Consider the following 22,414-nt stretch of genomic DNA (forward strand, 5'->3'; position numbering starts at 1 on the left):
TGCTTAATCGGAGTGCTTACAACTTTTTATTTGGCCCCTAAGGGGCCAATTTATCTTAGACCGACAGGAGGTCGGTAGCCTCACCACAGGGATGAGGGTGACCGCCGACAGGGGTGATCATTCCCCCCTTTCGTGCAACGAGAAGAGCGGGCAAGCCCGGCGCAGAACGGGGTTGCCATCAATTTATCCGGGGATCGGATAAACAAAATCAAAGAAAAGGGAGAAAAAATGAAAGGATTAACCTTGGCGTGTGCCCTGTCGACTGCTCTGGTCGGTATCTCATTCGGTGGTCCGGTACAGGCGCAGGAGCGCTTCGTGACCATAGGTACCGGCGGCCAGACCGGCGTCTACTACGTGGCGGGCCAGTCTATCTGCCGCTTCCTCAATCGTGGTTCCACCGAGCATGAGATCAAGTGCAACGCCCCGGCCAGCGGCGGCGGTGTCGCCAACGTCAACGGCATTCGCAGTGGCGAATTCAACTTCGGCATCATGCAATCCGACCATCAATTCAAGGCGATAAAGGGGCTACCCCCGTTCCAGGCCGAAGGGGCCATGGATGACATCCGTGCCGTCTTCTCTCTGCAGAGCGAAGTGTTCACCATCCTGGCCCGCAAGGACGCCAACATCGCCGGCTTCGACGATCTGAAGGGCAAGCGCGTCAACATCGGCAACCCGGGCTCCGGCCAGCGTGACACCATGGAAGAGATCATGGCGGTCAAGGGCTGGAAGAAGGGCGACTTCGGTCTGGTCTCCGAGCTGAAACCGGCCGAACAGGCCTCCGCCCTCGGGGACAACAACATCGACGCCATGAGCTATTTCGTCGGTCACCCGAATGGTGCCATTCAGGAAGCCTCCACCACGACCGATGCGGTACTGGTACCGGTGACCGGCGCTGACATCGACAAGCTGCTGGCCGAGAAGAGCTACTACACCAAAGCCGAGATCCCGGGCGGCCTCTACAAGGGCAGCGACAAGCCGACCCCCTCCATCGGTGGCAAGGCGGTGCTCTCCACCAGTGCCAAAACCGATCCGGAAGTGGTCTACCAGCTGGTCAAATCGGTGTTTGACAACCTGGATCGCTTCAAGCGCCTGCACCCGGCCTTTGCCGACCTGAAAGAGGCCGACATGATCAAGGTGGGGCTCTCCGCTCCGCTGCATGAAGGGGCTGCCCGCTACTACAAAGAGCGCGGCTGGCTCTGATTGAAGGCCCCGGGGCCTTTGTCACTGCTTCGACACCCGTTGGCTGCGCAGTTTGCGGCGGCGGGTGTCGTTTTTGTTGTACTCGATGGCACAAGTTGACCCTATGCAAGACAAACAACTCTCTACCGAGGAACTGATCGCCCAGGACGTGGGCGCTCGCCTGCCGCTGGGCATCATGGGCTGGCTCATCACAGCGCTGGCGCTGGCCTGGTCCCTGTTCCAGCTCTGGATCGCCTCGCCACTCCCCTTCATGGTGGGGTTTGGCGTACTCAATGACACCGAAACCCGCGCCATTCACCTCACCTTCGCCCTGTTGCTGGCTTTTCTGGTATTCCCGGCATTTCGCTCTTCGCCGCGGGATCGGGTGCCCCTCGGCGATATTGCCCTCGGCCTGATTGCCGCTGGCGCCGCGTCTTACCTATTCGTGATGTATGAAGCGCTGGCCCTGCGTCCCGGCACCCTCACCACAGCCGATCTGGTGACCGCCTGTATCGGCATACCGCTATTGCTGGAAGCGGCGCGCCGCGCCCTGGGACCAGCCCTGGTCGTCATTGCCATCGTCTTTCTGATCTACAGTCTGGCGGGCCCCTGGATGCCGGGACTGCTGGCCCACCGCGGGGTGAGCTTCACCGCGCTGGCCAACCACCAGTGGATCACCACCGAAGGGGTGTTTGGCATCGCTCTCGGGGTTTCCACCAGCTTCGTCTTCCTGTTTGTGCTGTTCGGCGCCCTGCTGGAGCGGGCCGGTGCCGGTCACTACTTCATCCAGCTCGCCTTCAGCCTGCTCGGCCACCTGCGTGGCGGCCCGGCCAAGGCGGCGGTGGTGGCGTCCGGCCTGACCGGTCTGATTTCCGGCTCGTCGATTGCCAACGTGGTGACCACCGGCACCTTCACCATCCCGATGATGAAGAAGGTGGGTTTCAGCTCCGAGAAAGCCGGGGCTGTCGAAGTGGCCTCCTCGGTCAACGGCCAGATCATGCCGCCCGTGATGGGGGCCGCCGCCTTCCTGATGGTGGAGTACGTCGGCATCCCCTACGTCGATATCATCAAACACGCCTTCCTGCCGGCAGCCATCTCCTATATCGCGCTGCTCTACATCGTCCATCTGGAGGCGCTGAAACTGGGCATGCAGCCCATCGGCAACCATCAACCGAAACCCTGGCTGCGTCGCCTGACCGGTTTCGCCTTTGGCGCGGCCCTCATCAGCGGCCTGTCGATGGCGGTCTACTATGGCCTCGGCTGGCTCAAGCCGGCGCTGGGTGACTACGCCCTGCCGGGGATCTCGGTACTGCTGGCTGCCACCTATGTGGCTCTGTTGAAGATCGCCGCCAGCAATGAACCGCTGCCCGCCGAAGATCCCGACAAGCCGCTCACCGAGTTGCCCAACACTCGCGCCGTGCTGCTCTCCGGCCTGCACTTCCTGCTGCCGGTGGTGGTACTGGTATGGTGCCTGATGATCGAGCGCCTCTCTCCGGGCCTGTCAGCCTTCTGGGGCACCGTGATGCTGGTGATCATCCTGTTGACCCAGCGCCCCCTGCTCAACTGGCTGCGCACCGACGGCAAACATGACTACGGCACCGTTGCCGATGGCGTGGTGGATCTGCGGGAGGGACTGGTCGCCGGTGCCCGTAATATGATCGGTATCGGGATTGCCACCGCGACCGCCGGGATTATCGTGGGGGCCGTTTCCCAGACCGGGGTGGGCCTGGTACTGGCGGATCTGGTGGAGCTCCTCTCCATGGGCAACCTGCTGCTGATGTTGCTGCTCACCGCCCTGCTGAGCCTGATCCTCGGCATGGGGCTGCCCACCACCGCCAACTACATCGTCGTTTCCAGCCTGCTGGCGCCGGTGGTGGTGACACTGGGGCAGCAAAACGGGCTGATCGTGCCGCTTATCGCAGTGCACCTGTTCGTCTTCTACTTCGGCATCATGGCGGATGTGACGCCACCGGTGGGTCTGGCCTCCTTCGCGGCCGCCGCCGTCTCCAAGGGCGATCCCATCAAGACCGGGGTCACTGCCTTCTACTACAGCCTGCGAACCGCGGCACTGCCGTTCCTGTTCATCTTCAACACTGATCTGCTGCTGATAAACGTAGACTTCGCCCACGGGGTGCTGATCTTCATCGTGGCGACCATCGCCATGCTGATCTTCGCCGCCGCGACTCAGGGCTACTTCCTGGTGAAGAGCCGCTGGTACGAGAGCGTGCTGCTGCTGCTGGTCGCCTTTACCCTGTTCCGCCCCGGTTTCTGGATGGACATGGTGCATGATCCCTACCGCGAAACCCCGCCTGCCCAGCTGGCCCAAACCATGGGTGAAGTCGAGGCAGAGAGCACCCTGCGGCTACGGATCCTTGGTGAAGATGCGGTGGGCAAACCGCGCAACTTCACCCTGCTGGTCGCCGTACCGGATGGGGCGGATGGCGAGGAGCGGCTGGCCAATCTGGGGCTGAGTCTCTATGAGCAGGATGGCAAGACGCTGATCGACAACGTCGCCTTTGGCAGCCCGGCCACCACCATGGGGCTGGAGTTCGATCAGGAGATCCTCGCCGTCAAGGCGCCCACCGATCGCTGGCGCAAGGAGTGGATGTGGATCCCCGGCTTCCTGCTGTTCGGGGCGATCGTCTGGCTGCAGCGCCGCCGCAGCGTCAAGGCGAGTTAATTCGCCGGGCAAATGAGACAGAGGGCCGCTATTGCGGCCCTCTTTTTATTCATTTATTGATATCGACTCTGCTGACGCGGGGATCAGTGACCCGCCAGCTTCATATTTTCCACCAGCACCGAGCCGGTCTTGAGGCTGGAACGCTCATCCTCGTCACAGCCCACCGCCACGATGTGGCTGAACATCTCGGCCAGATTGCCGGCGATGGTGATCTCCTCGACCGGATAGGCTATCTCGCCATTCTCGACCCAGAAACCGGCGGCACCGCGGGAGTAGTCACCATTGACGATATTGACCCCCTGCCCCATCAGCTCGGTCACCAGCAGACCGGTGCCCATCTCTTTCAGCATGCCCTTAAAATCCTGACCGGTCGTGGAGACCTGCCAATTGTGGATGCCACCGGCATGGCCCGTGGTGGTCAGCCCCAGCTTGCGGGCGGAGTAGGAGGTAAGCAGCCAGCTCATCAGCTCGCCGTTACGGATGATATCCATGTCGCGGGTACGCACCCCTTCGCCATCGAACGGGGTACTGGCCAGCCCGCCCAGCAGGTGGGGAAACTCCTGAATGCTGAGCCACTCGGGCAGGATCTGCTTGCCCAATTTGTCCAGCAGGAAGCTCGACTTGCGATAGAGGTTGCCGCCGCTGATGGCCATCACCAGATGGCCCCACAGGCCGGAAGCGGTATCAGGATGGAACAGCACAGGTGCATGGCGGGTGGAAATCTTGCGGGCGCCGAGGCGGGAGACGGTACGCTCCACCGCCTCGTCCGCGATGCGCTGCGGGCTCCAGAGCCCGTCCAGGGTGCGGCTGGAGGAGTAGCCATAATCCCGCTGCATGTCGCCATCCTGCTCGCCGATCAGCACGCAGCTCAGGGAGTTGCGCGACGCCGCGTAGCCTTTGACGAAACCGTGGCTGTTGCCATAGACCTTGATGCCGAGGTGGCTGGAAAAACCGGCGCCGTCGGAGTGTTTGATGCGGGCATCACGACCGAGCGCCAGTCGCTCACACTCGATGGCCAACTCGATGCCGCGCTGGGGATCCAGTTCGACCTGGTGGCACAGTTGCAGATCGGGGGCATCCCAGGCCAGCAGGTCGGCATCTGCCAGACCGGCGCAATCGTCGGCCGAGGTGTGACGGGCAATCTCGATGGCTGCTTCCACGGCGGCGCGAATGGCAGGCTTGCTCAGATCTGTGGTCGAGGATGAACCCTTGCAGCCATCGCGATAGACGGCGATGCCGAGGGCACCATCCTTATTGAATTCAATACTTTCCAGTTCACAACCCCGGGTGTTCACCGATAACCCGGTCTGCTTGCTGATGGAGACTTCGGCCAGCGAGGCGCCCAGTCCTTTGGCTATCTCCAGGGCTTCGGCAACCACGGCCTCGAGATGGGCTTGATCCTGGCGGATTTGGTCTTGCTGATCCATAACTCACATCTGTATCAAAGAAGGAAAGGGGCTAAGCATATCAGACCCCTGCGCCCAGCGGGAGAAGCTGGTAACATATCCACCAAACGTGAATGACAGGAATCAAGAGACCGATGAGTCAATATCAAGACGACAACGAGTTCGAAGACTGGGGCCCCAGTAAAAGCCAGCTCAAGCGCGACGCCGAAGCCCTGCAGAAGATGGGCGATGATCTGGTCAACCTTAGCCATAGCGAACTGGAAAAAGTGCCTATGGATGAAGAGCTTGCCGAGGCTGTCGAACTGGGTCGCAAACTCAAACCGAAGAAAGACGAATCCTACCGCCGCCACCTGCAGTTCATCGGCCGTCTGATGCGTAGCCGCGACGTGGAGCCAATCGTCGAAGCCCTGTCGATCTTCAAGAATCGTCACTCCACAGTGAATGCCCGCCTGCATCGTCTGGAACAGTGGCGCGAACGTCTGATCACCGAAGGTGACAGCGCCCTCAACGAACTGATGGCCCAGTTCCACGATCTGGATCGCCAGAAGCTGCGCCAGCTGATCCGCACCGCCAACAAAGAGCGGGAGCTGAACACACCGCCGGTCGCCTATCGTGAGATGTACAAGTATCTGCGCGGCGAGATTGAAGATCTGCTGTGATCCCCGAAACACGCCACCCCTGCGGAGGCGTGTTTGTCACTCCCCCTCCCCCTTGATCCCCCCGCCCGCTGTGCGTTTAATATATCCACCACATGGTTCATCCTGATGGCGACCCATACGCGCAAAACACCCATAAGATGCGTAATCAAGCAATATCTGCATTACACCCGTTAACAGTATCGCATCATTTCGTTTGACATATTGAACAGCATTGGCAGACTGGAAAGAAGATCCCGGCTGTTGCTGTCCGCTCCGATCGATGATGCTGACCCCATGCAACACGGGATTGCGAGATCATGCCTTCGGCATGCCTTTGCCAAACATGGCGTTGCAAGGGCTTGCCCAAGGCACAGGACGAAACTTCACCACCAAGGATAGCCAAGGTGCCCTATGCCCAATCCCACACCCTTTACCAACCGTAAACCCGTCGTATTGATGACCATGGGCGCCCAGCCCCGCAACGGCCACGCCTATCAGGTGATGACCCACAAATACATCATGCCGCTGGTCGAGATCAGCAGCTGCGTTCCGCTGCTGGTGCCCACCTGCTGCAGCACCGCTGATCTGGAGCAATATCTGGATCTGGCCGACGGGGTCTATCTGAGCGGGGCTGGTTCCAACATAGACCCTGCCCTCTACGGCCAGGAGAACCTCACCCCGGAGAAGCAGCAAGACAAGGATCGCGACCGGTTTGACCTGCCCCTCATCAAGGGAGCCCTCGCCCGTGGCTTGCCGATCCTCGGGATCTGTCGCGGCATGCAGGAGATCAACGTGGCTCTGGGGGGGGATATCCATCAGAAGGTCTACAACGAGCCGGGCTATGACGACCACAGAGAGGATGCCGACGACCCGGTCGACGATCAGTATGGGCCGAGCCATCAGATTGAACTGCTGCCGGGCAGCTGGTTTGCCGAACTGATGGGGGCAGAACAGATAACGGTCAACTCCCTGCATGGCCAGGGGATCGACCGTCTTGGCGCGGGTCTGGAACCGCTGGCGCACGCCGAAGATGGGCTGATCGAGGCACTGCATGCCCCCACACTCTCACCCTTCCTGCTGGCGGTACAGTGGCATCCGGAGTGGAAAGCCAACGAAAACCCTCACTCCATCAAGATTTTCCAGGCCTTTGGCGATGCCTGCCGCCAGCGCTGCACATTGACGGCTAAAGGCTAAGCCCAGACAGCTCAGTCACCGAAACCTCGCGCCTTGAGTTTGGGCAACCCACCCCGCTCGGGGCGCAGGGTACGGCAGATATCCATCCCCTTGAGCCCGCGCTGGATATGATCAGGCGAGTGACCAAACACCATGCCATTGCTGCGGTAGAGGTTGTTTTCCTCCAGCTCGAACTTCTCGCCGCCGATCAGCAACTGCTCGCGGCCATTGACCGTGTCACCCCGTTTGATGGGCACCTTCATATCGCTCAGCACCTCACCGGTGGCACACCCCTCGCGCCAGTGCGCCTCACTGGAGAAGGGGGTAATGACGATCTCGCGCCAGGACCCATCCCGGAATTCGACCCGGTACTTGTCGACCAGCAGATCGCAGCCAGTCAATGGCAACATAACCATCAAACAGATGATTTTCTTTGAAAATCTCACTTAATCGCACTCCTTTGCCCGGTTCTGCACAGGATAAATAAATTGCTGCCACAACGCACCATTTCCCCGTGCCGGAACGGCTATGCTGGAAATAAAACCATCACAAGGGGCCGTCATGTTCAGCGACAACCTCACTGCGCTACCCACACAGATATGGATCCGCGAACACCCGTTCTGGACCCTGCTCACCCTCTCTCTGATGCTGATCCACTTCTGGCGCCGCCCCGGGCAACGGCGTGAGCTGCTTTCGGAGCTCACCTTCGTGATGATAAGCACTGTCGTGATCCTGCTGATCCAGTTGGGAGGGGGCTGGTTCAAACAGCCGTTGCCTCATCAATTACTGATCGAGATCTCCACCCTGCTGGCGGGCCTGATATTGGTCAAAGTGTGGGGGATACTGCTGTTCGAATTTCTGCTGCCCCTCTGCCAGATCCGCATCCCGCGGATCATCGCCGACATCGTCATCACCATCGGCTATATCGGCTGGGGTCTGTTTCGCCTCTACGCCTCCGGCATGGCGCTCGGGGAGATAGTCACCACCTCGGCGGTGATCACCGCGGTCATCGCCTTCGCCATGCAGGATACTTTGGGCAACCTGCTGGCCGGGGTCTCCATTCAGCTCGACAACTCCATCGCCATCGGGGACTGGCTGCAAGTAGACACCACCCAGGGCCGGGTGGTGGAGATCAACTGGCGTGCTACCACCATCGAGACCCGCAACTGGGAAACAGTGGTCATACCCAACAGCCATCTGCTCAAACAGCGCTTCACCGTGCTCGGGCGTCGCCGTGGCGAGCCGCTGCAGTGGCGACGCTGGGTCTGGTTCGATCTGACCCTGGATACCCTGCCGACCCAGATCATCGCCCTGATCGAGAAATCCCTGCGAGAGACCAAGCTCCCCTGCGTCGCCAAGCATCCCCAACCGGATTGCCTGCTGATGAATGTCGAGGGGGGGATTGCCCGCTATGCAGTGCGCTACTGGCTGACCGATCTGGCTCGCGACGATCCGACCGACTCCATGGTGCGCAGCCTGATCGATGCTGCCCTGCGTCGCAACGATCGCCGCCTCACCCCGCCGATCTTCAACGTCTTCATGAGCAAGGAGAAACAACATCAGGATGCGCGCCACAAGCGCCACACGGTCGAACGCACCGCCACCCTGCGCAAGCTGCCGCTGTTTGCCATGCTGGAGGCGCAGGAACTGACCCAGCTGGCGGACCAGGTGAAGTTTGCCCCCTTTGTCAGCGGCGATATCATGCTGGAGCAGGGAGAGATCTCGGGTTGGCTGTTCGTGCTGGTGCGAGGCGATGCCGAGATGCTGATCAATCTGGAAGAACGGGAGCTGTGGCTCGGCACCCTGCAGGGGGGGGACTTCTTCGGCGAGCTGAGCATGCTCACCGGCGAGCCCAGCTCTTTTACCGTGCGCGCCCTGGGGGCAGTCGAAACCTATCGCATCAATCAGACCATGTTTCAGGAGCTGGTCGCCCAGCGCGAGTCGCTCGTCGAGCCCCTCTATCGGGTACTGAGCGATCGCCAGCAAGAGCAGCAGGCCTTGCTGGCACGAGAGGCTGAGTCGATGAGGCGGCCACCACAACAGCTTGATCTCTTTGATAAATTGATGAAGCTATTTGGCGCAAGAGGATAAGGTGATCTCGGGCTAGACGGTCACAAACCTTGGCTCGGCCCGCCGTCTGCGCCTCATCGGCCGCGAGGCATGACAACCGTCACAGCAACAAATCAGCCAGCTCCCCCAACGCATTCAACTCTACGTCCGGCAGCAGTTGCAGTTGCTGCCACGGCTGCTGCCGCTCGTTGAGCCAGGCGGCGCGAAAGCCGTGCAGACGAGCACCCAGCACATCGGTCTCGGGATGATCCCCCACATGGAGGATCCGCTCCGCTGGCAGCTTGAGGGCGCACCTGGTCTGCTCAAACATATCCGGTGCCGGTTTCATTCTGGCGCCCGCCCCCGCCTTGCAGACCAGCGTGAAGTAGCGATCCAGCCCTGCCTGCGCCAGATCCAGATTACCGTTGGTGATGACCACCAGCGGGTAGCGTTCGGCCAGTCTGGCCAGCAGCTGATGAGTGGACTCGCTCACCTCGATCTTCGAGCGCTCTGCCAGAAACGCAGCAAAGACCTGCTCCGCCTCACGGCTGGCCTGCTGGTCAGCCATCCCCCCCTCCACCATGGCGGTACGGATGGTCTGCTGGCGCGCCAGGCTGACATCGTGGCGCAGCTCGGGGTTGGCCAGCAACACGGCGCGTTTTAGCTCCAGCCAGCGCGGCTTGTCGAGCATGGCGGTGGCCAGATATTCGCTGCGCAGATGGCTCAACATCCACTGCTCGGCACGCACGATGGCGGGGCCGTTGTCATAAAGGGTGTCATCGAGGTCAAACGAGATGGCAGCAACCGGCTGCCAGCGGCGATAGAAGTGCATGGACTCTCCTCTGCAACGGGGCTCAGGGCCCGTTATTCATCGTCCTGCGCATCCGGGTCACGCTTGGCCCTTGGGTGAGCGCTGTCGTAAACCTTGGCCAGATGCTGGAAGTCGAGGTGGGTATAGATCTGGGTAGTTGACAGGTCGGCATGTCCCAGCAGCTCCTGCACCGCCCGCAGATCGCCGGAGGACTCCAGCATATGGGTGGCGAAGCTGTGGCGCAGTTTGTGGGGGTGGACGTGGGCGTTGAGCGCCTGCTTGTTGCCCCAGCCATCGAGGCGGGCCTGCACCGAGCGGGCCGACAGCCGCTGCTTGCGGCTGGAGACAAACAGCGCCTCGCTCTCGTCCCCGGCCAGCAGCGGGCGCACCTTGAGCCACTTCTGCAGCCACTCGACCGCCATCCGGCCGATGGGCAGCACCCGCTCCCGCGAGCCCTTGCCGGTCACCTTGAGCTGACGGTCGTCGAGCTTCAGATCCACCAGATTGATCCCCACCAGCTCGGCGAGACGCAGCCCTGAAGAGTACATCAGCTCCATGATGGCGCGATCCCGCACCGCCAGCGGATCCTGCTCGTCGGTGATGTTGAGCAGCTGGTGCATCTCGTCCACATCGAGGTTTTTCGGCAGCGGTCGCCCCTGTTTGGGGGTGACGATGCCACGGGCCGGATTGGCGGTCAGCCGCCCCTGCCGCACCTGCCAGTCGCAAAAGCTGCGCAGGGCCGAGACCTTGGTGGAAAGGGAACGAGGAGCAAGGCCCGCCTTGTGCATCCGGGTCACCAGAGTGCGCACCTGACTCGCCTCGAGCCGACCCCAGTCAGTGAGCCCCAGGGCCACCAGCTCGGCGGTCATCGCCTCCAGATGGGCTTGATAGTTATTGCGGGTATGAGGGCTGAGCTGACGCTCGACCCTCAGGTATTCGATAAAGGCCGCCAGCTCGTCCGCCAGTTCCGCAGGCAGTGGCGGTGCGACGACGGGAGCTTTGGCGGGCGCCCTGGCCGGTGTTCTAGCCATGAGCCAACTCGGGCAGACGCAGTTGCAGCAGGCGCCCCAGTTGGCCCAGCAGCAGGGTGTCGTTGTGGGGAGTAAAGTGGCCGGGATCCGAGCTGGCGAAGGCCAGCACACCGAGATCGCCGAGCCGCATCAGGGCCACCGAGTTGACCAGCACATCGTGGCCAAACAGCGCCTGCTTCTCGCTCTGGCTCAGTCGGCCAAAGTAGTAATCCTGCCCCGGCAGACGCTGACCCAGCAGGGATTCGAGCTGCTTGCCCTGCGCCAGAAAACGCTGCTCTGGCCCGCTCAGGGTAAACTTCTTGGGATTGAGCCAGAGCCGCAACCCGGTCAGGCGCAGCCGCTGGACGAAGGCCTTGCCCATCACGGCACTCACCTCGAACAGGGTCTGGCAGCCATAGAGCTCACCGTAGAGATCGGCATAGACCCGGAAGATCCGCTCGTTCTCGCTGGCGATCCCCATCAATTCGGTGATCTCCTGCTCCAGCTGTTCGATCCGCTCGCGCTGACGTTCCAGCTGGCGCTCGACCAGCGAGACCGACCCTTTGCGTTCATGGGGAATGCGGATCCTGTCCAGCACGGCGGCATGGCGTTGGAAAAACTCGGGATAACGGGCCAGGTACTCCAGCACAGTGGCTTCATCCACCGATTGCTCCTGCCGTTTGAGTTCGCTCATAAATTGGTTGATCCATCAGAGAAATGGGACTCGCTGCCCCGACATCATGGGCAAAGGGGGCCTGCGCCCCCCGTACCTGAACCTTTATTGGCTAAACCTCTATCTGGCCGTCAAACACATGCTCGGCGGGGCCTGTCATATAGACCGGCTGGCCCGGCCCCTTCCAGGCGATGGTCAGCTTGCCGCCCGGCAGACTGACGGTGACCCGCTCCTTGAGCTTGCCCTGACTGATGCCAATCACCGCCGCCGCACAGGCACCGGTACCGCAGGCCAGGGTCTCGCCACAGCCCCGCTCGAATACACGCAGCTTGATCTCGGTGGCGTTGACCATCTCCATGAAACCGACGTTGACCCGCTCGGGAAAACGCTCGTGGCGCTCCATGATGGCACCGAGCGTCTCGACCGGCGCATCGGCGACCGAAGGCACCTCGATGACACAGTGGGGATTGCCCATGGAGACCACGCCACACATCACGGTATGCTCCTGCGCCCGCAGCAGATAGGTTTTTTCCGCCTTCTGGGCCCGGAACGGGATCTTGCCCGGCTCAAACTGGGGAACACCCATGTTGACCGTGACCTGATTCTCCCCCTCCAGCTGCAACACGATGCGGCCCCGGGCGGTACTGACCGCGATGCGATCCCGGTTAATCAGCCCCTTGAGTCGCACGAAACGGGCAAAACAGCGGGCGCCGTTGCCGCACTGCTCCACCTCGCTGCCATCGGCATTGAAAATGCGATAGTGAAAGTCGAGTTCAGGGTCATAGGGGGGCTCCACCAGCAGCAGTTGGTCAAAGCCGATCCCGAAGTGGCGATCTGCCAGCTTCTTGATGACGTCATTGCTGAAAAATACCTTCTGGGTGACGCCATCCACCACCATGAAGTCGTTGCCCAAGCCATGCATCTTGGAAAAATCTATCAACATCGTGCATTCCTGTGCTGTTAGGGCTGTAAAAATTCACCGAACCAAGGGTCGCCAAGCGCCATGAAGTCGTTGTCCAAAGCCCCATGCATCTTGGAAAAATCTATCAACATCGTGCATTCCTGTGCTGTTAGGGCTGTAAAAACTCACCGTCAACCGTTATGAAATCATTGTCCCAGCCTGCGCCATCAGGGCAGCAGGTGCTCACCGCGCCAGAGATCGGCCAACTGCTCCCGCTCGCGGATCAGGTGCGACTCGGCACCATCCACCAGCACTTCGGCGGCACGGGGACGGGTGTTGTAGTTGGATGACATGGTAAAGCCGTAGGCGCCGGCCGAGCGCACTGCCAGCAAAGAACCTTCGGCGATGGCCAGAGTGCGCTCCTTGCCGAGGAAGTCGCCGGTCTCGCACACCGGGCCCACCACGTCATAGAGTGCAGGAGCATGACCGGCACGGCTATCCACCTCGATGATGTTCATCCAGGCACCGTAGAGCGAGGGGCGCAGCATGTCGTTCATGCCGGCATCGATCAGCGCGAAGTTGCGGGTCTCGCCCGGTTTCAGGTACTCGACCCGGGTCAGCAGTACGCCGGCATTGGCAACGATGGCCCGGCCCGGCTCGAACAGCAGGGTCAGATCCCGGCCCGCCAGCTTCTGTTTGAGCGCCTCGGCATATTCGGTGGGGTGTGGTGGCTGTTCGGAACCATAGTTGACCCCGAGGCCGCCCCCCACATCCAGATGATGGATATGAATCTCCTCTGCAGCCAGACCATCGATCAGCCGCAGCAACTTGTCAGCCGCTTCCATAAAGGGATTCAATTCAGTGAGTTGCGAGCCGATATGGCAATCCACCCCGACGATCTCGATGTTGGCCATCGCCGCCGCCTTGCGGTAGATGTCCGGAGCCAACTCGATGGGTATACCGAACTTGTTCTGCTTGAGGCCGGTGGAGATATAGGGGTGAGTGCCGGCATCGATATCCGGATTGACCCGCACCGACACTGGCGCCCTTTTGCCCATGCTGCCCGCCACCCGGTTGAGGCGCTCCAGCTCGGCTTCCGACTCCAGATTAAAACAGAGGATCTCTTTTTCCAACGCGAGGCGCATCTCCGCCTCGCTCTTGGCCACACCGGAGAAGACCACTTTACGCGGATCCCCCCCCGCCGCCAGCACCCGCGACAACTCGCCACCGGAGACGATGTCGAACCCCGAGCCCAGGCGGGCCAGCAGGTTGAGCAGCGCCAGGTTGGAGTTGGCTTTCACCGCATAGCAGATGAGATGGGAAATATCGCCAGCCGCCTTGTCGAAGGCATGCCAGTGGCGCTCGAGGGTCGCACGGGAGTAGACGTAGAGCGGGGTACCGTACTGCTCGGCAAGCTGTTGCAGCGAGGTTTGCTCGGCCTGAAGCTGGCCGTCGGCGTCGTAGTTAAAGTGATCCAAGGGGCGGTTCCTTCCTGAATTTAGTGCGATGCGGCCTCGGTGGCAGCCTCAGAGGTCGCAGGCGGTGCCGTTTGCGGTGTACTCTGGCTCTGGGGTTGCTCGGGGGGCGGCATATAGAGCGGCCCCTTCAGACCGCAGGCGGCCAACCCGAGGGAGAGAAGAGTGGCAAGCAGACACTTGGTGAACTGGGTGATCATAATGGTTCGCTGCGAAAAAATTTTTGGCCCTCTATAATCGCACTCACATTGTTAAAAGCAACAGGATAAACCGATGAAGGATCACGAGTATCACGCCCTGACCGACGCCTTTTTCCAATATGTGGAAGACACCCTGGACCAGGGGTATCCGGATATCGACTGCGAACGCAACGGGGGTGTCTTGACCCTGTCGTTCGAGAACAAGACCAAGATCATCATCAACAAGCAGGAGCCGCTGCACCAGATTTGGGTAGCTACCCGCGAGAACGGCTTCCACTTCGAAGTGCAGGGTGAAACCTGGATCGACAACCGCTTCGGCCACGAACTCAAGGCGCTGTTGAGCAAATCCTGCACCACCCAGGCGGGCGAAGAGGTGGTGTTTCCATGATCGACCTGCACCCACAGGGCGCCCGTCACGCGGTGATCTGGCTGCACGGGCTGGGGGATTCCGGCGCCGGTCTCGCCCCGCTGGTGGATGCGCTGGACTTGCCAGCCGATCTGCCGGTACGTCACCTGCTGCCGGATGCCCCCGAGCGAGCCATCACCATTAACATGGGCTACAAGATGCGCGGCTGGTACGACATCAAAAGCTTCGAGGATCCCGCCGAGCGGGCCGTGGAGTCCCATGTCCGGGAGTCAGCCGACCAGATTGCCGCCCTGCTCGATCGACTGGTGGCCGACGGGTTTGCCCCCGAGCACATTGTGCTGGCCGGCTTCTCCCAGGGCGGGGTGATCGCCTCCTTCACAGCTCTGCGCTATCAGGCCAAGCTGGCTGGCCTGCTCTGCATGTCCACCTATCTGGCTGCCCCCGATAAATTGCTCAGCGAGATGAGCGAGGCCGCTCGCACACTGCCCATCTGCTACATGCACGGCATCTATGACGATGTGGTGAGCCTGTCGCTGGGGTGGGATGCCAAGAACCGGCTGGAAAGTGCCGGGCTCGCCCCCGAGTGGCACGAGTACCCCATGCGCCACGAAATCTGCCGCCCGCAGCTCGGCGACATGCGCAGCTGGTTGCTGGCCCGCCTCGGCACCTGAGCCACCCCGAGAAAGCAAACGGCCTGCATCAGCAGGCCGTTTTGTATGGTGATTCCAACGGGCGGATCAGCCCACTTCCTTGGTGGGCGGCACCTGTTCGCGCAGGGCCCCCTGACTGCGATAAGGGATCACCGCCAGCTCGTTACCCTGCTGCACTATCTCGTAGTACTGGGGCAGGTTGAAGTTGATGAACTGGCCATCATCGCTGAACCGCTCGTGATTGGAGGTGTAGAAACGGTTGACTCCCGCCACCAACTCATCCTTGTTGCCGGCGAAGTGCTGGTAGATCTCCACCCGGTTCGCCTCATCGAGGATATAGATGTTGGTGCCCGCATCCCGGGTATCGAAGAAGAACTGCACCAGGCCTTCGCTGGCGTAGGCATCGACGATGCTCGGCAGATGCTGGCTGTGGGTCTTGTCGAGCCGCAGCGGCAGGTGATCCAACTTGTTGTGGGAGATGTGGCGGTAGAAGTCGATGGCATTTTCCAGCTTCTTCACCGACACCCCGCGCCGTTCGAAGAAGATGCCGTACTTCTCGCGGCCAAGGGCCATGGTCTTGACCAGTTGCTGCTTGTCGCGGGCAAGGCGCAGGTCGATACACTCGGCCACCAGGGTCTGGAAGCGGGAGCTCACCAGCGCTCGGAAGTGCTGGCTGTAGCAGAACACCTCGATCATCTCGGGGGCGGCCGCATCCTGATGCATCTTGCCAAGGATGGTGGTGAGGGCGTCGACCACGGCTTCATCCCCCTGGAAGTGCAGGGTGCGGATCTCGCTCCAGGAGTTGCGATAGACCAGATCCACCGAGCCCACCAGACACTCCTGATTACGGCCGAACGAGAAGACATCCACAGTATTGGCGTCAAATTCGATCACCTGACCGACCCAGTGACTGGTCGGATCCATCTCCAGATTGAGGAAGATGGAGAGCTGACGGATCTCGCACGGGCGGCTGAGGGCCAGGTTGGTGGCCAGCGGGTACTTCTCGGGGAAGCAGCCGGAGAGATCACGACAGAACTGGTGCAAATTGTCGATGTGCAGATCCGACCCCTGATTGAAGAGGTGCACCCGCGACTGGGGGGTCAGCAGATCATTGAAATAGGCCCAGGAGACCAGCTTGCTGATGTAGCCGTTGAACTCGAGCGGTGCCCGGCCAATGATGTCCACCGGCTCCAACGAATGTTTGTAGAGGTACCAGCCGGCTCGGTTGAGGCGGCCGTGGGGCACCTGCACGAAGCTGAGATCCGGCTCGCTGAGATCCGGCGCTATCTTGAGGTTCACCCGCTGCACCTTGCCCGGTAGGCTCTCGAACGCGGCGTAGAGTTTGCGCGACAGAATGCCGATATCTTCCGGGTTGATCGACTCGCTGATGTTGTTGCGGCGGGCGAACTGGATCAGGTTGCGGTAACTCTGCATCAGGGCTTCCAGCAGCTCTGCGTGGGCGATCTTCACCTCTTCGATCTTCCACTCGTGGCGATGATCGAGTTGATAGAGCTTCTCCTGGCTCCAGCCCCAGTAAGAGACCAGCTGACCTATCTGTTCGCGGCGCCACTCCGGGGAGTGATCATCCTTGGGATGGCTGAGGCCATCGCACACCTTGAGGTAGAAGCAGCGGCGCACCAGATCGAGCCGCGCCATGTCGCCGATGGACTTGAGGTAGTTGGTCACCTTGTCCAGCATCAGGCTGTAGTTGTCGAGCCGGTAGTGCATCCCCTCGTTGTGCTGGAACCAGTCACGGCTGATCATCGACAGTAAGCGAGTGTTGGGGTACTCGTGGGAGTAGGCCTCCATCAGCACCGACTTGAGCACTGCCTTGTAGGGGGAGTCTATCCCCTTGTAGAGCTGCCACAGGGCGGAGCCGAAATACTCTTCCGCCGGAATGCGGTCAAAACTGCCGAGATCGAGCCAGTCATCCTGCTTGAGCTTGCCGCTCTCGAACAGCCCGTATACATAGTCGTCGTAGTGATCATCACACTCAACGGGGACCAGATACCAGATGAGCCGCTTGCCGGCGATACGCATGGCGCTGCGGTAGAATTCGTCGAGCAGCAGCAGGTGCTGGGCACTGCCACAGCTCTCCCCCTGCATCTGGGCATCGTTGGTCTGGCGGAATTTGTCTTCCGGGATCAGGAAGAAGTTGAGATCGACACCGCGCTGTTCGGCCCACTTGGAGAGCAACCGGCACTTCTGCTCCAGCAGATCGAGCCGCTCCTGCGACAAACCAGCCACGTGGCAGACCCAGATATCGAGATCGGAGTGGCAGCACTGACCGATGGAGGAGGTGCTGCCCATGGAGTAGAGCCCCTGAATGGCCCGATCATGGGTTGCCAGACCGCTCTGACAGTTGGCGTTGCGACAGAGGTCATCGATAAAAGCTTGCTGCTCGGCGGTGGCGCTGAAGCTCCAGATGCCATGGGGGACATCACCGGAGACATAACCGGGCAGCAGGGGGTGATTGAAGTGCAGCATGACGGGCAGCAGTTGGAATACCTGCTGCCCGTAGCGACTCATGAGGCCTAACGCCCGTTGCGTCTTGAGACGGGTAATGTCGTCATAACTCGCAACCAGCGCATCGATGTGTTCCTGCAATGCCCTGCCTATCACCTAGGTGAAAATGACGCACCAAAAGGGGGATACGTCAAAAAAGTGTGATCATGTTAACAATGCAAACAGCAGTGGTAAACAAGCCTTCAGCTAAACGTCCTGCTAAACGTCAGATTATTTCTGGTATGACCACATCAAGTATCAGGAAAAATTATTAAATTCCAATTTATTCAATGCATTAAACAGCAAGCCATACTTAATGAAAATCATTTTCAGCATGCATTTTTGAGCTTGGCCCCGCTTTTACCGGCTCCGCCATGAAAGCCCGGGCAAAGGGTGGTAATATCGATGTCCTTCTAAAAATGAAACAACTGATTGATATGGCAGCCCGAACCCTGAAAATTGCCACTCGCAAGAGCCCGCTGGCCCTGTGGCAGGCCAACTTTGTCAAAGACCGACTCGAAGCCCTGCACCCCCAGTTGCAGGTCGAACTGGTGCCCATGAGCACTCAGGGTGACAAGATCCTCGATACCCCGCTGGCCAAGGTCGGTGGCAAGGGGTTGTTCGTCAAGGAGCTGGAGACCGCCATGCTGGAAGGGCGAGCCGATATCGCCGTTCACTCCATGAAAGATGTGCCGGTGGAGTTCCCCGAGGGGCTCGGCCTGCACACTATCTGCGAGCGGGAAGATCCCCGCGATGCCTTCGTTTCCAACCGTTTCAAGGCCATTGCCGAGCTGCCGCAAGGGGCCGTGGTCGGCACCTCCAGCCTGCGTCGCCAGTGCCAGTTGCGCGCCGCCCGCCCGGATCTGGTGATCCGCGACCTGCGTGGCAACGTCAACACTCGCCTCGCCAAGCTGGATGCCGGCGAATACGACGCCATCATCCTCGCCGCCGCCGGTCTGAAACGGCTGGAGATGGTGCACCGCATCACCGCCTTTATCGAGCCGGAGCAGAGCCTGCCCGCCAACGGTCAGGGCGCCGTCGGCATCGAATGCCGCCTCGACGATGTTGAGCTGCACGCCCTGCTGGCACCGCTGGAACACGCCGAGACCCGCGCCAGGGTGCTGACCGAGCGCGCCATGAATCGCGCCCTGCAAGGGGGATGTCAGGTTCCTATCGGTGCCTATGCACTGGTCGAAGGTGAACAGATCTGGCTGCGTGGCCTGGTGGGCAGTCCCGATGGCACCCAGGTGATCCGCGACGAGATCCGCGGCCCGCTGGCCGATGGAGAGACCCTCGGCGAGCAACTGGCCCAACGTCTGCTGGCCGCCGGTGCCGACGAGATCCTGGCCGAGGTCTACCGCGCATGACCCCGCTGGTGGTGCGTCCGGCCGCTCAGGCCGCCGAGCTGGTGCAGTTGCTGCGCCAGCACGGCCATGCACCACTCTGCTGCCCGCTGCTGGAAACCGTGGCGGGCAGTGAACTCCCTCTCCTGCCTGACCTGCTGCGCAGTGCCGACATGGTTATCGCGGTCAGCATCCATGCCGTTCATTTTGCAAACGATTTTCTGTTGCAAACTGGTCAGACCTGGCCACATATTGAGTACTTTACAGTGGGCCAGGCCAGTGCAGATGCCTTTGCCGCCATCGGCATCGCGGCAATCTGCCCGGATGACCCGCGCAGTGAGGGGCTGCTGGCCCAGCCCGAACTGCAACAAGTGAGCGGCAAGCGGGTGCTGATCCTGCGCGGCAATGGCGGGCGAGATCTCATCGCTAGCACGCTGGCCTCACGCGGCGCACTGGTGCACTATTGTGCCACCTACGAGCGCCACTACCCCGATCTTGACGGGGACGCATTGACCCGCCGCTGGCAGGCGGCCGGCCTCGACAGCCTGCTCATGACCAGTGGTGAACTGTTGCAACGGCTGCTGGAGCTGGTTCCCGCCCACCAGCGGACTTGGCTTTTTGACCGCCTGCTGGTGGTTCCCAGTCCGCGCGTGGCCGAGATGGCCAGCGCAGCAGGCTTTATCCATATTACGATTGCCCAAGGTGCATCCAACCAGGCCCTGATGGCCGCACTGGAACTGAGGAAGATGGAATGACAGAACAACAAGAATCCCAGGTCAAACCCCAGCCGACCGCTGTGGTCAATGGCAGCAAGAGCCGCTCCGGTGCCGTACTGGGAGGGGTCGCCATCCTGCTGGCCCTTGGCCTGACCGGCGGCCTCTATCTGCACGGTCACAAGAATGCCGTGGCCCAGCAGGCCGAACTGGCCCAGCTCAAGCAGCAGCTGGCGAGCGCCCTGAGCAAGCTCGACCAGACCAGCAGCAAGGATGCCGAGCAGCTGGCCGCACTGGATCAAACCCAGCAGCGGCTGCAAGGGGAGATGCAGGGCCTGCAGAACCGGGTACTGGATCTCAACGACAAGCGCCCCAACGACTGGATGCTGGCCGAATCCGAGTATCTGGTACGGATGGCGGGCCGCAAGCTCTGGTTGGAGCATGACCTCGTCTCCGCCATCACCTTGCTGGGCAACGCCGACGAGCGGATCGCCGCCCTCAACGACCCCAGCCTGATGCCGATCCGCAAGGCGCTGGCCGAAGATATTGCCAAGCTCAAGGGGATGCCGCGCATCGACCGCGAAGGGTTGACCCTCAAGCTGGCCGCGCTGTCCGACCAGATCGAGCTGCTGCCCCTCTCCACCGTCAGCATGCCGGAAGCCAAGGCCGAGCCGGATCAGGCGGTCAGCACCAATCCCGACGAGTGGGAGAGCAACCTGAAGAAGAACTGGGTCAAGTTCACCGAGAACTTCGTCACCATCCGTCGTCGCGATGGCGCGGTCGAGGCACTGCTCTCGCCGCAGCAGGAGATCTTCCTGCGGGAAAACCTCAAGACCAAGCTGTTGCAGGCCCAACTCTCCGTCTATCGCGAGCAGCAGGCGCTCTACGAAGACAGCCTGGACAAGGCCCGGCGCTGGCTGACCCAGTATTTCGATACCGATAACAGCGCCACCCGCTACATGCAGAGCGAGATCGACAAGCTCAAGGGTGAGCAGATCCAGATCGACTATCCGGCCCAGTTCAAGACCCAGGCCATGCTGGAGCAGGTGCTGACCGAACGCCTGCAACGCATTCTGGCCAGCAGCTGAGGAGGGCACCATGATCCGTATAATCATTCTGGTTGCCGTGATGGTCGCAGGGCTGATCTTTGGCCCGCAAGCCTCCGGCAACAAGGGCTATGTGCTGATTGCCTTTGGCAACTACACCATCGAATCCTCCGTCACCAGCGCGGTGATCTTGGCCGTGCTGTTCTACGGCGCCCTGCTGATCGTCGAGTGGCTGCTGGGTCGGGTATTCGGCCTGCGCCGCAAGACACAAGGCTGGTACGGCTCGCGCCGCCGCCGCAAGGCCAATCAACAGACAGTCGCCGCCACCCTGGCGATGGCAGAAGGGCACTACAGTCAGGCTGAAAAACTGATGATCAAGGGAGCCAGCAACAGCGACACTCCGTTGCTCAACTACCTGAGCGCCGCCAAGGCGGCGCAAGCCCGTGGTGACGACGCTCGCCGGGATCAATACCTGCAAAAAGCGCAGGAGGAGAACCCCAAGGCCGAGCTGGCGCTCACCCTGACCCAGACCCGGCTGCAGATCGAGCAGGGCCAATACGATACCGCGCTGGCGATGCTGGAGTCGGTCTACGCCCTCAACCCGCGCCACCCCATGGTGCTGGATCAACTGCGTCAGGTGCATCTTGCCCGTCAGGACTGGATCGCCCTGTGCGACCTGATCCCGGCACTGCACAAGGTGGGCAAGCTGACCCCGAAACAGGAAGAAGATCTGCTGCAACAGGCCTGGTGTGGTCGCCTGCAACAGGCTGCCGGCAGCGTCGAGACCCTCAAGGCGGTGTGGCAGGATCTGCCGCGCAAGCTGCGCCTCGAGCCAGAACTGCTGGCCTGCTACGGCGATCTGCTGCGCCAGCTGGGCGCCGATGGCGAAGCCGCCACCCTGTGGCAGGAGGCGCTGCGCAAGCAGCCGATGCCGCAACTGCTGGGTCGCCTGCCCAAGCTGAAACTCGACAGCTACCAGCCGCTGCTGGCGCTGCTGCAAAAACAGCAGGGGCAACCGGAGGTGGACACTGCACTCGCCCAGCTCTATCTGCTGGCCGGTCAGCTGGACGATGCCCAGAAGCTGCTGGAGCAGGAAGTGGCGCGGGCGCCGAGCGCCGCCGCCTACCACGCCCTTGGCCAGCTGATGGACAAGCGCCGCCTCACCAACAAGGCCAACGAGTACTATCGTCAGGCACTGGCGCTGGCGGGGGTCTGATCCCCGGCGAACAGAAACGTGAGAGGCCGCATGATGCGGCCTCTTTTTTTATCTCTTCGCCCTGCCCTCGTCAGGTGGTGAGCCGCTCCAGCTCGCCGATCAGCCAGATGGCCTCGGCACGGTGGCTGCCACACACATCCGTCATGGGGCGAAAACCGCCGCACACCGCCGGCCGCTCCGGTTGACCAAAAATCTTGCAGCCAAGGGCGCTGTCGAGCTGGATACAGGGGACGCCAGCCGGTTTGCCATCTGGCATACCGGGAATGACACTGCTGATACTGGGAGCGATGCAACAGGCAGCGCAACCGGAACGACATTCCATACAACCCACTCCTGTCTCAGGGTTAACCCGCACTGTCGAACTCTCAGCCACCCTAGC

Annotated in this window: 21 protein-coding genes; 11 read left to right on the forward strand and 10 right to left on the reverse strand. The window is 61.2% G+C overall.

Going from position 1 to position 22,414, the window contains the following annotated elements:
* Window positions 1–228 precede the first annotated feature (228 nt).
* Together BN1125_RS14200 and BN1125_RS14205 are read left to right on the forward strand one after the other, a co-directional pair.
* Complete coding sequence (locus BN1125_RS14200; protein WP_042013060.1) at window positions 229–1,200, forward strand: TAXI family TRAP transporter solute-binding subunit; 972 nt, start codon at window positions 229–231, stop codon at window positions 1,198–1,200.
* A gap of 103 nt (window positions 1,201–1,303) precedes the next feature.
* On the forward strand, window positions 1,304–3,859 hold the full coding sequence (locus tag BN1125_RS14205; protein ID WP_042013061.1) for a TRAP transporter permease: 2,556 nt from the start codon (window positions 1,304–1,306) through the stop codon (window positions 3,857–3,859).
* Window positions 3,860–3,942: 83 nt separating this feature from the next.
* Here the strand turns inward: BN1125_RS14205 and pmbA are convergent, their stop codons facing one another.
* Window positions 3,943–5,286: a metalloprotease PmbA gene (gene pmbA, locus BN1125_RS14210; protein WP_042013062.1), complete on the reverse strand. Its 1,344-nt coding sequence runs from the start codon at window positions 5,284–5,286 to the stop codon at window positions 3,943–3,945.
* Window positions 5,287–5,399: 113 nt separating this feature from the next.
* Here pmbA and yjgA point away from each other — a divergent pair, with 113 nt between their 5' ends.
* Together yjgA and BN1125_RS14220 are read left to right on the forward strand one after the other, a co-directional pair.
* Window positions 5,400–5,924, forward strand: a complete 525-nt coding sequence (yjgA, locus tag BN1125_RS14215; protein WP_052446176.1) for a ribosome biogenesis factor YjgA — start codon at window positions 5,400–5,402, stop codon at window positions 5,922–5,924.
* Window positions 5,925–6,314: 390 nt separating this feature from the next.
* The gene (locus BN1125_RS14220) at window positions 6,315–7,097 is read left to right on the forward strand and encodes a gamma-glutamyl-gamma-aminobutyrate hydrolase family protein (RefSeq protein ID WP_042013064.1); all 783 of its coding nucleotides are present in this window, start codon (window positions 6,315–6,317) and stop codon (window positions 7,095–7,097) included.
* Between the two features lie 11 nt (window positions 7,098–7,108).
* On the opposite strand, the gene BN1125_RS14225 is transcribed toward BN1125_RS14220, so the two are convergent.
* A complete protein-coding gene (locus BN1125_RS14225) occupies window positions 7,109–7,492 on the reverse strand; it encodes a hypothetical protein (RefSeq protein ID WP_042013065.1) in 384 nt (127 codons plus the stop codon).
* A 145-nt stretch (window positions 7,493–7,637) separates the two neighbouring features.
* Here BN1125_RS14225 and BN1125_RS14230 point away from each other — a divergent pair, with 145 nt between their 5' ends.
* Window positions 7,638–9,167: a mechanosensitive ion channel domain-containing protein gene (locus tag BN1125_RS14230; protein WP_042013066.1), complete on the forward strand. Its 1,530-nt coding sequence runs from the start codon at window positions 7,638–7,640 to the stop codon at window positions 9,165–9,167.
* 79 nt (window positions 9,168–9,246) lie between these two features.
* On the opposite strand, the gene BN1125_RS14235 is transcribed toward BN1125_RS14230, so the two are convergent.
* The 6 genes from BN1125_RS14235 to lptM all read right to left on the reverse strand — a co-directional run bounded on the left by BN1125_RS14235 (window position 9,247) and on the right by lptM (window position 14,195).
* Window positions 9,247–9,957, reverse strand: a complete 711-nt coding sequence (locus tag BN1125_RS14235) for an HAD-IA family hydrolase (protein WP_042013067.1) — start codon at window positions 9,955–9,957, stop codon at window positions 9,247–9,249.
* Window positions 9,958–9,989: 32 nt separating this feature from the next.
* A complete protein-coding gene (gene xerC, locus BN1125_RS14240) occupies window positions 9,990–10,967 on the reverse strand; it encodes a tyrosine recombinase XerC (RefSeq protein WP_042013068.1) in 978 nt (325 codons plus the stop codon).
* Window positions 10,960–11,640, reverse strand: coding sequence for a DUF484 family protein (locus BN1125_RS14245; RefSeq protein ID WP_042013069.1), 681 nt, complete (start codon window positions 11,638–11,640; stop codon window positions 10,960–10,962). Before BN1125_RS14245 ends, xerC begins: the two co-directional genes overlap by 8 nt.
* Window positions 11,641–11,731: 91 nt before the next feature.
* Window positions 11,732–12,562, reverse strand: coding sequence for a diaminopimelate epimerase (gene dapF, locus BN1125_RS14250; protein ID WP_005336371.1), 831 nt, complete (start codon window positions 12,560–12,562; stop codon window positions 11,732–11,734).
* Window positions 12,563–12,747: 185 nt separating this feature from the next.
* On the reverse strand, window positions 12,748–13,998 hold the full coding sequence (gene lysA / locus BN1125_RS14255; RefSeq protein ID WP_042013070.1) for a diaminopimelate decarboxylase: 1,251 nt from the start codon (window positions 13,996–13,998) through the stop codon (window positions 12,748–12,750).
* A 20-nt stretch (window positions 13,999–14,018) separates the two neighbouring features.
* Entirely contained in the window at window positions 14,019–14,195 is a 177-nt protein-coding gene (lptM, locus tag BN1125_RS18675; protein WP_084202321.1) for an LPS translocon maturation chaperone LptM, read from the reverse strand.
* A gap of 73 nt (window positions 14,196–14,268) precedes the next feature.
* On the opposite strand from lptM, the gene cyaY reads away from it, so the two are divergent.
* Both cyaY and BN1125_RS14265 read left to right on the forward strand, forming a co-directional pair.
* Complete coding sequence (gene cyaY / locus BN1125_RS14260) at window positions 14,269–14,583, forward strand: iron donor protein CyaY (RefSeq protein ID WP_042013071.1); 315 nt, start codon at window positions 14,269–14,271, stop codon at window positions 14,581–14,583.
* Window positions 14,580–15,233, forward strand: coding sequence for an alpha/beta hydrolase (locus BN1125_RS14265; RefSeq protein WP_042013073.1), 654 nt, complete (start codon window positions 14,580–14,582; stop codon window positions 15,231–15,233). The genes cyaY and BN1125_RS14265 overlap by 4 nt, the downstream gene beginning before the upstream one ends.
* 66 nt (window positions 15,234–15,299) lie before the next feature.
* Here the strand turns inward: BN1125_RS14265 and BN1125_RS14270 are convergent, their stop codons facing one another.
* Window positions 15,300–17,819, reverse strand: coding sequence for a class I adenylate cyclase (locus tag BN1125_RS14270; protein WP_042013074.1), 2,520 nt, complete (start codon window positions 17,817–17,819; stop codon window positions 15,300–15,302).
* 335 nt (window positions 17,820–18,154) lie between these two features.
* On the opposite strand from BN1125_RS14270, the gene hemC reads away from it, so the two are divergent.
* From hemC to BN1125_RS14290, 4 genes are read left to right on the forward strand one after another with little or no spacing between them, the layout of a single operon-like run.
* A complete protein-coding gene (hemC, locus tag BN1125_RS14275) occupies window positions 18,155–19,084 on the forward strand; it encodes a hydroxymethylbilane synthase (RefSeq protein ID WP_156993388.1) in 930 nt (309 codons plus the stop codon).
* Window positions 19,081–19,815 (forward strand): uroporphyrinogen-III synthase, encoded by a 735-nt coding sequence (locus BN1125_RS14280; protein WP_042013076.1) that lies wholly within the window; start codon window positions 19,081–19,083, stop codon window positions 19,813–19,815. Before hemC ends, BN1125_RS14280 begins: the two co-directional genes overlap by 4 nt.
* The gene (locus BN1125_RS14285) at window positions 19,812–20,861 is read left to right on the forward strand and encodes a uroporphyrinogen-III C-methyltransferase (protein ID WP_042013077.1); all 1,050 of its coding nucleotides are present in this window, start codon (window positions 19,812–19,814) and stop codon (window positions 20,859–20,861) included. Before BN1125_RS14280 ends, BN1125_RS14285 begins: the two co-directional genes overlap by 4 nt.
* Window positions 20,862–20,871: 10 nt before the next feature.
* Window positions 20,872–22,035, forward strand: coding sequence for a heme biosynthesis HemY N-terminal domain-containing protein (locus tag BN1125_RS14290; protein WP_042013078.1), 1,164 nt, complete (start codon window positions 20,872–20,874; stop codon window positions 22,033–22,035).
* A 70-nt stretch (window positions 22,036–22,105) separates the two neighbouring features.
* Here BN1125_RS14290 and BN1125_RS14295 read toward each other — a convergent pair whose 3' ends face one another.
* On the reverse strand, window positions 22,106–22,357 hold the full coding sequence (locus tag BN1125_RS14295) for a YkgJ family cysteine cluster protein (protein WP_042013080.1): 252 nt from the start codon (window positions 22,355–22,357) through the stop codon (window positions 22,106–22,108).
* Between the last annotated feature and the right edge of the window lie 57 nt (window positions 22,358–22,414).

Source organism: Aeromonas fluvialis (genome assembly GCF_000819885.1).
Classification (GTDB): Bacteria; Pseudomonadota; Gammaproteobacteria; order Enterobacterales; family Aeromonadaceae; genus Aeromonas; species Aeromonas fluvialis.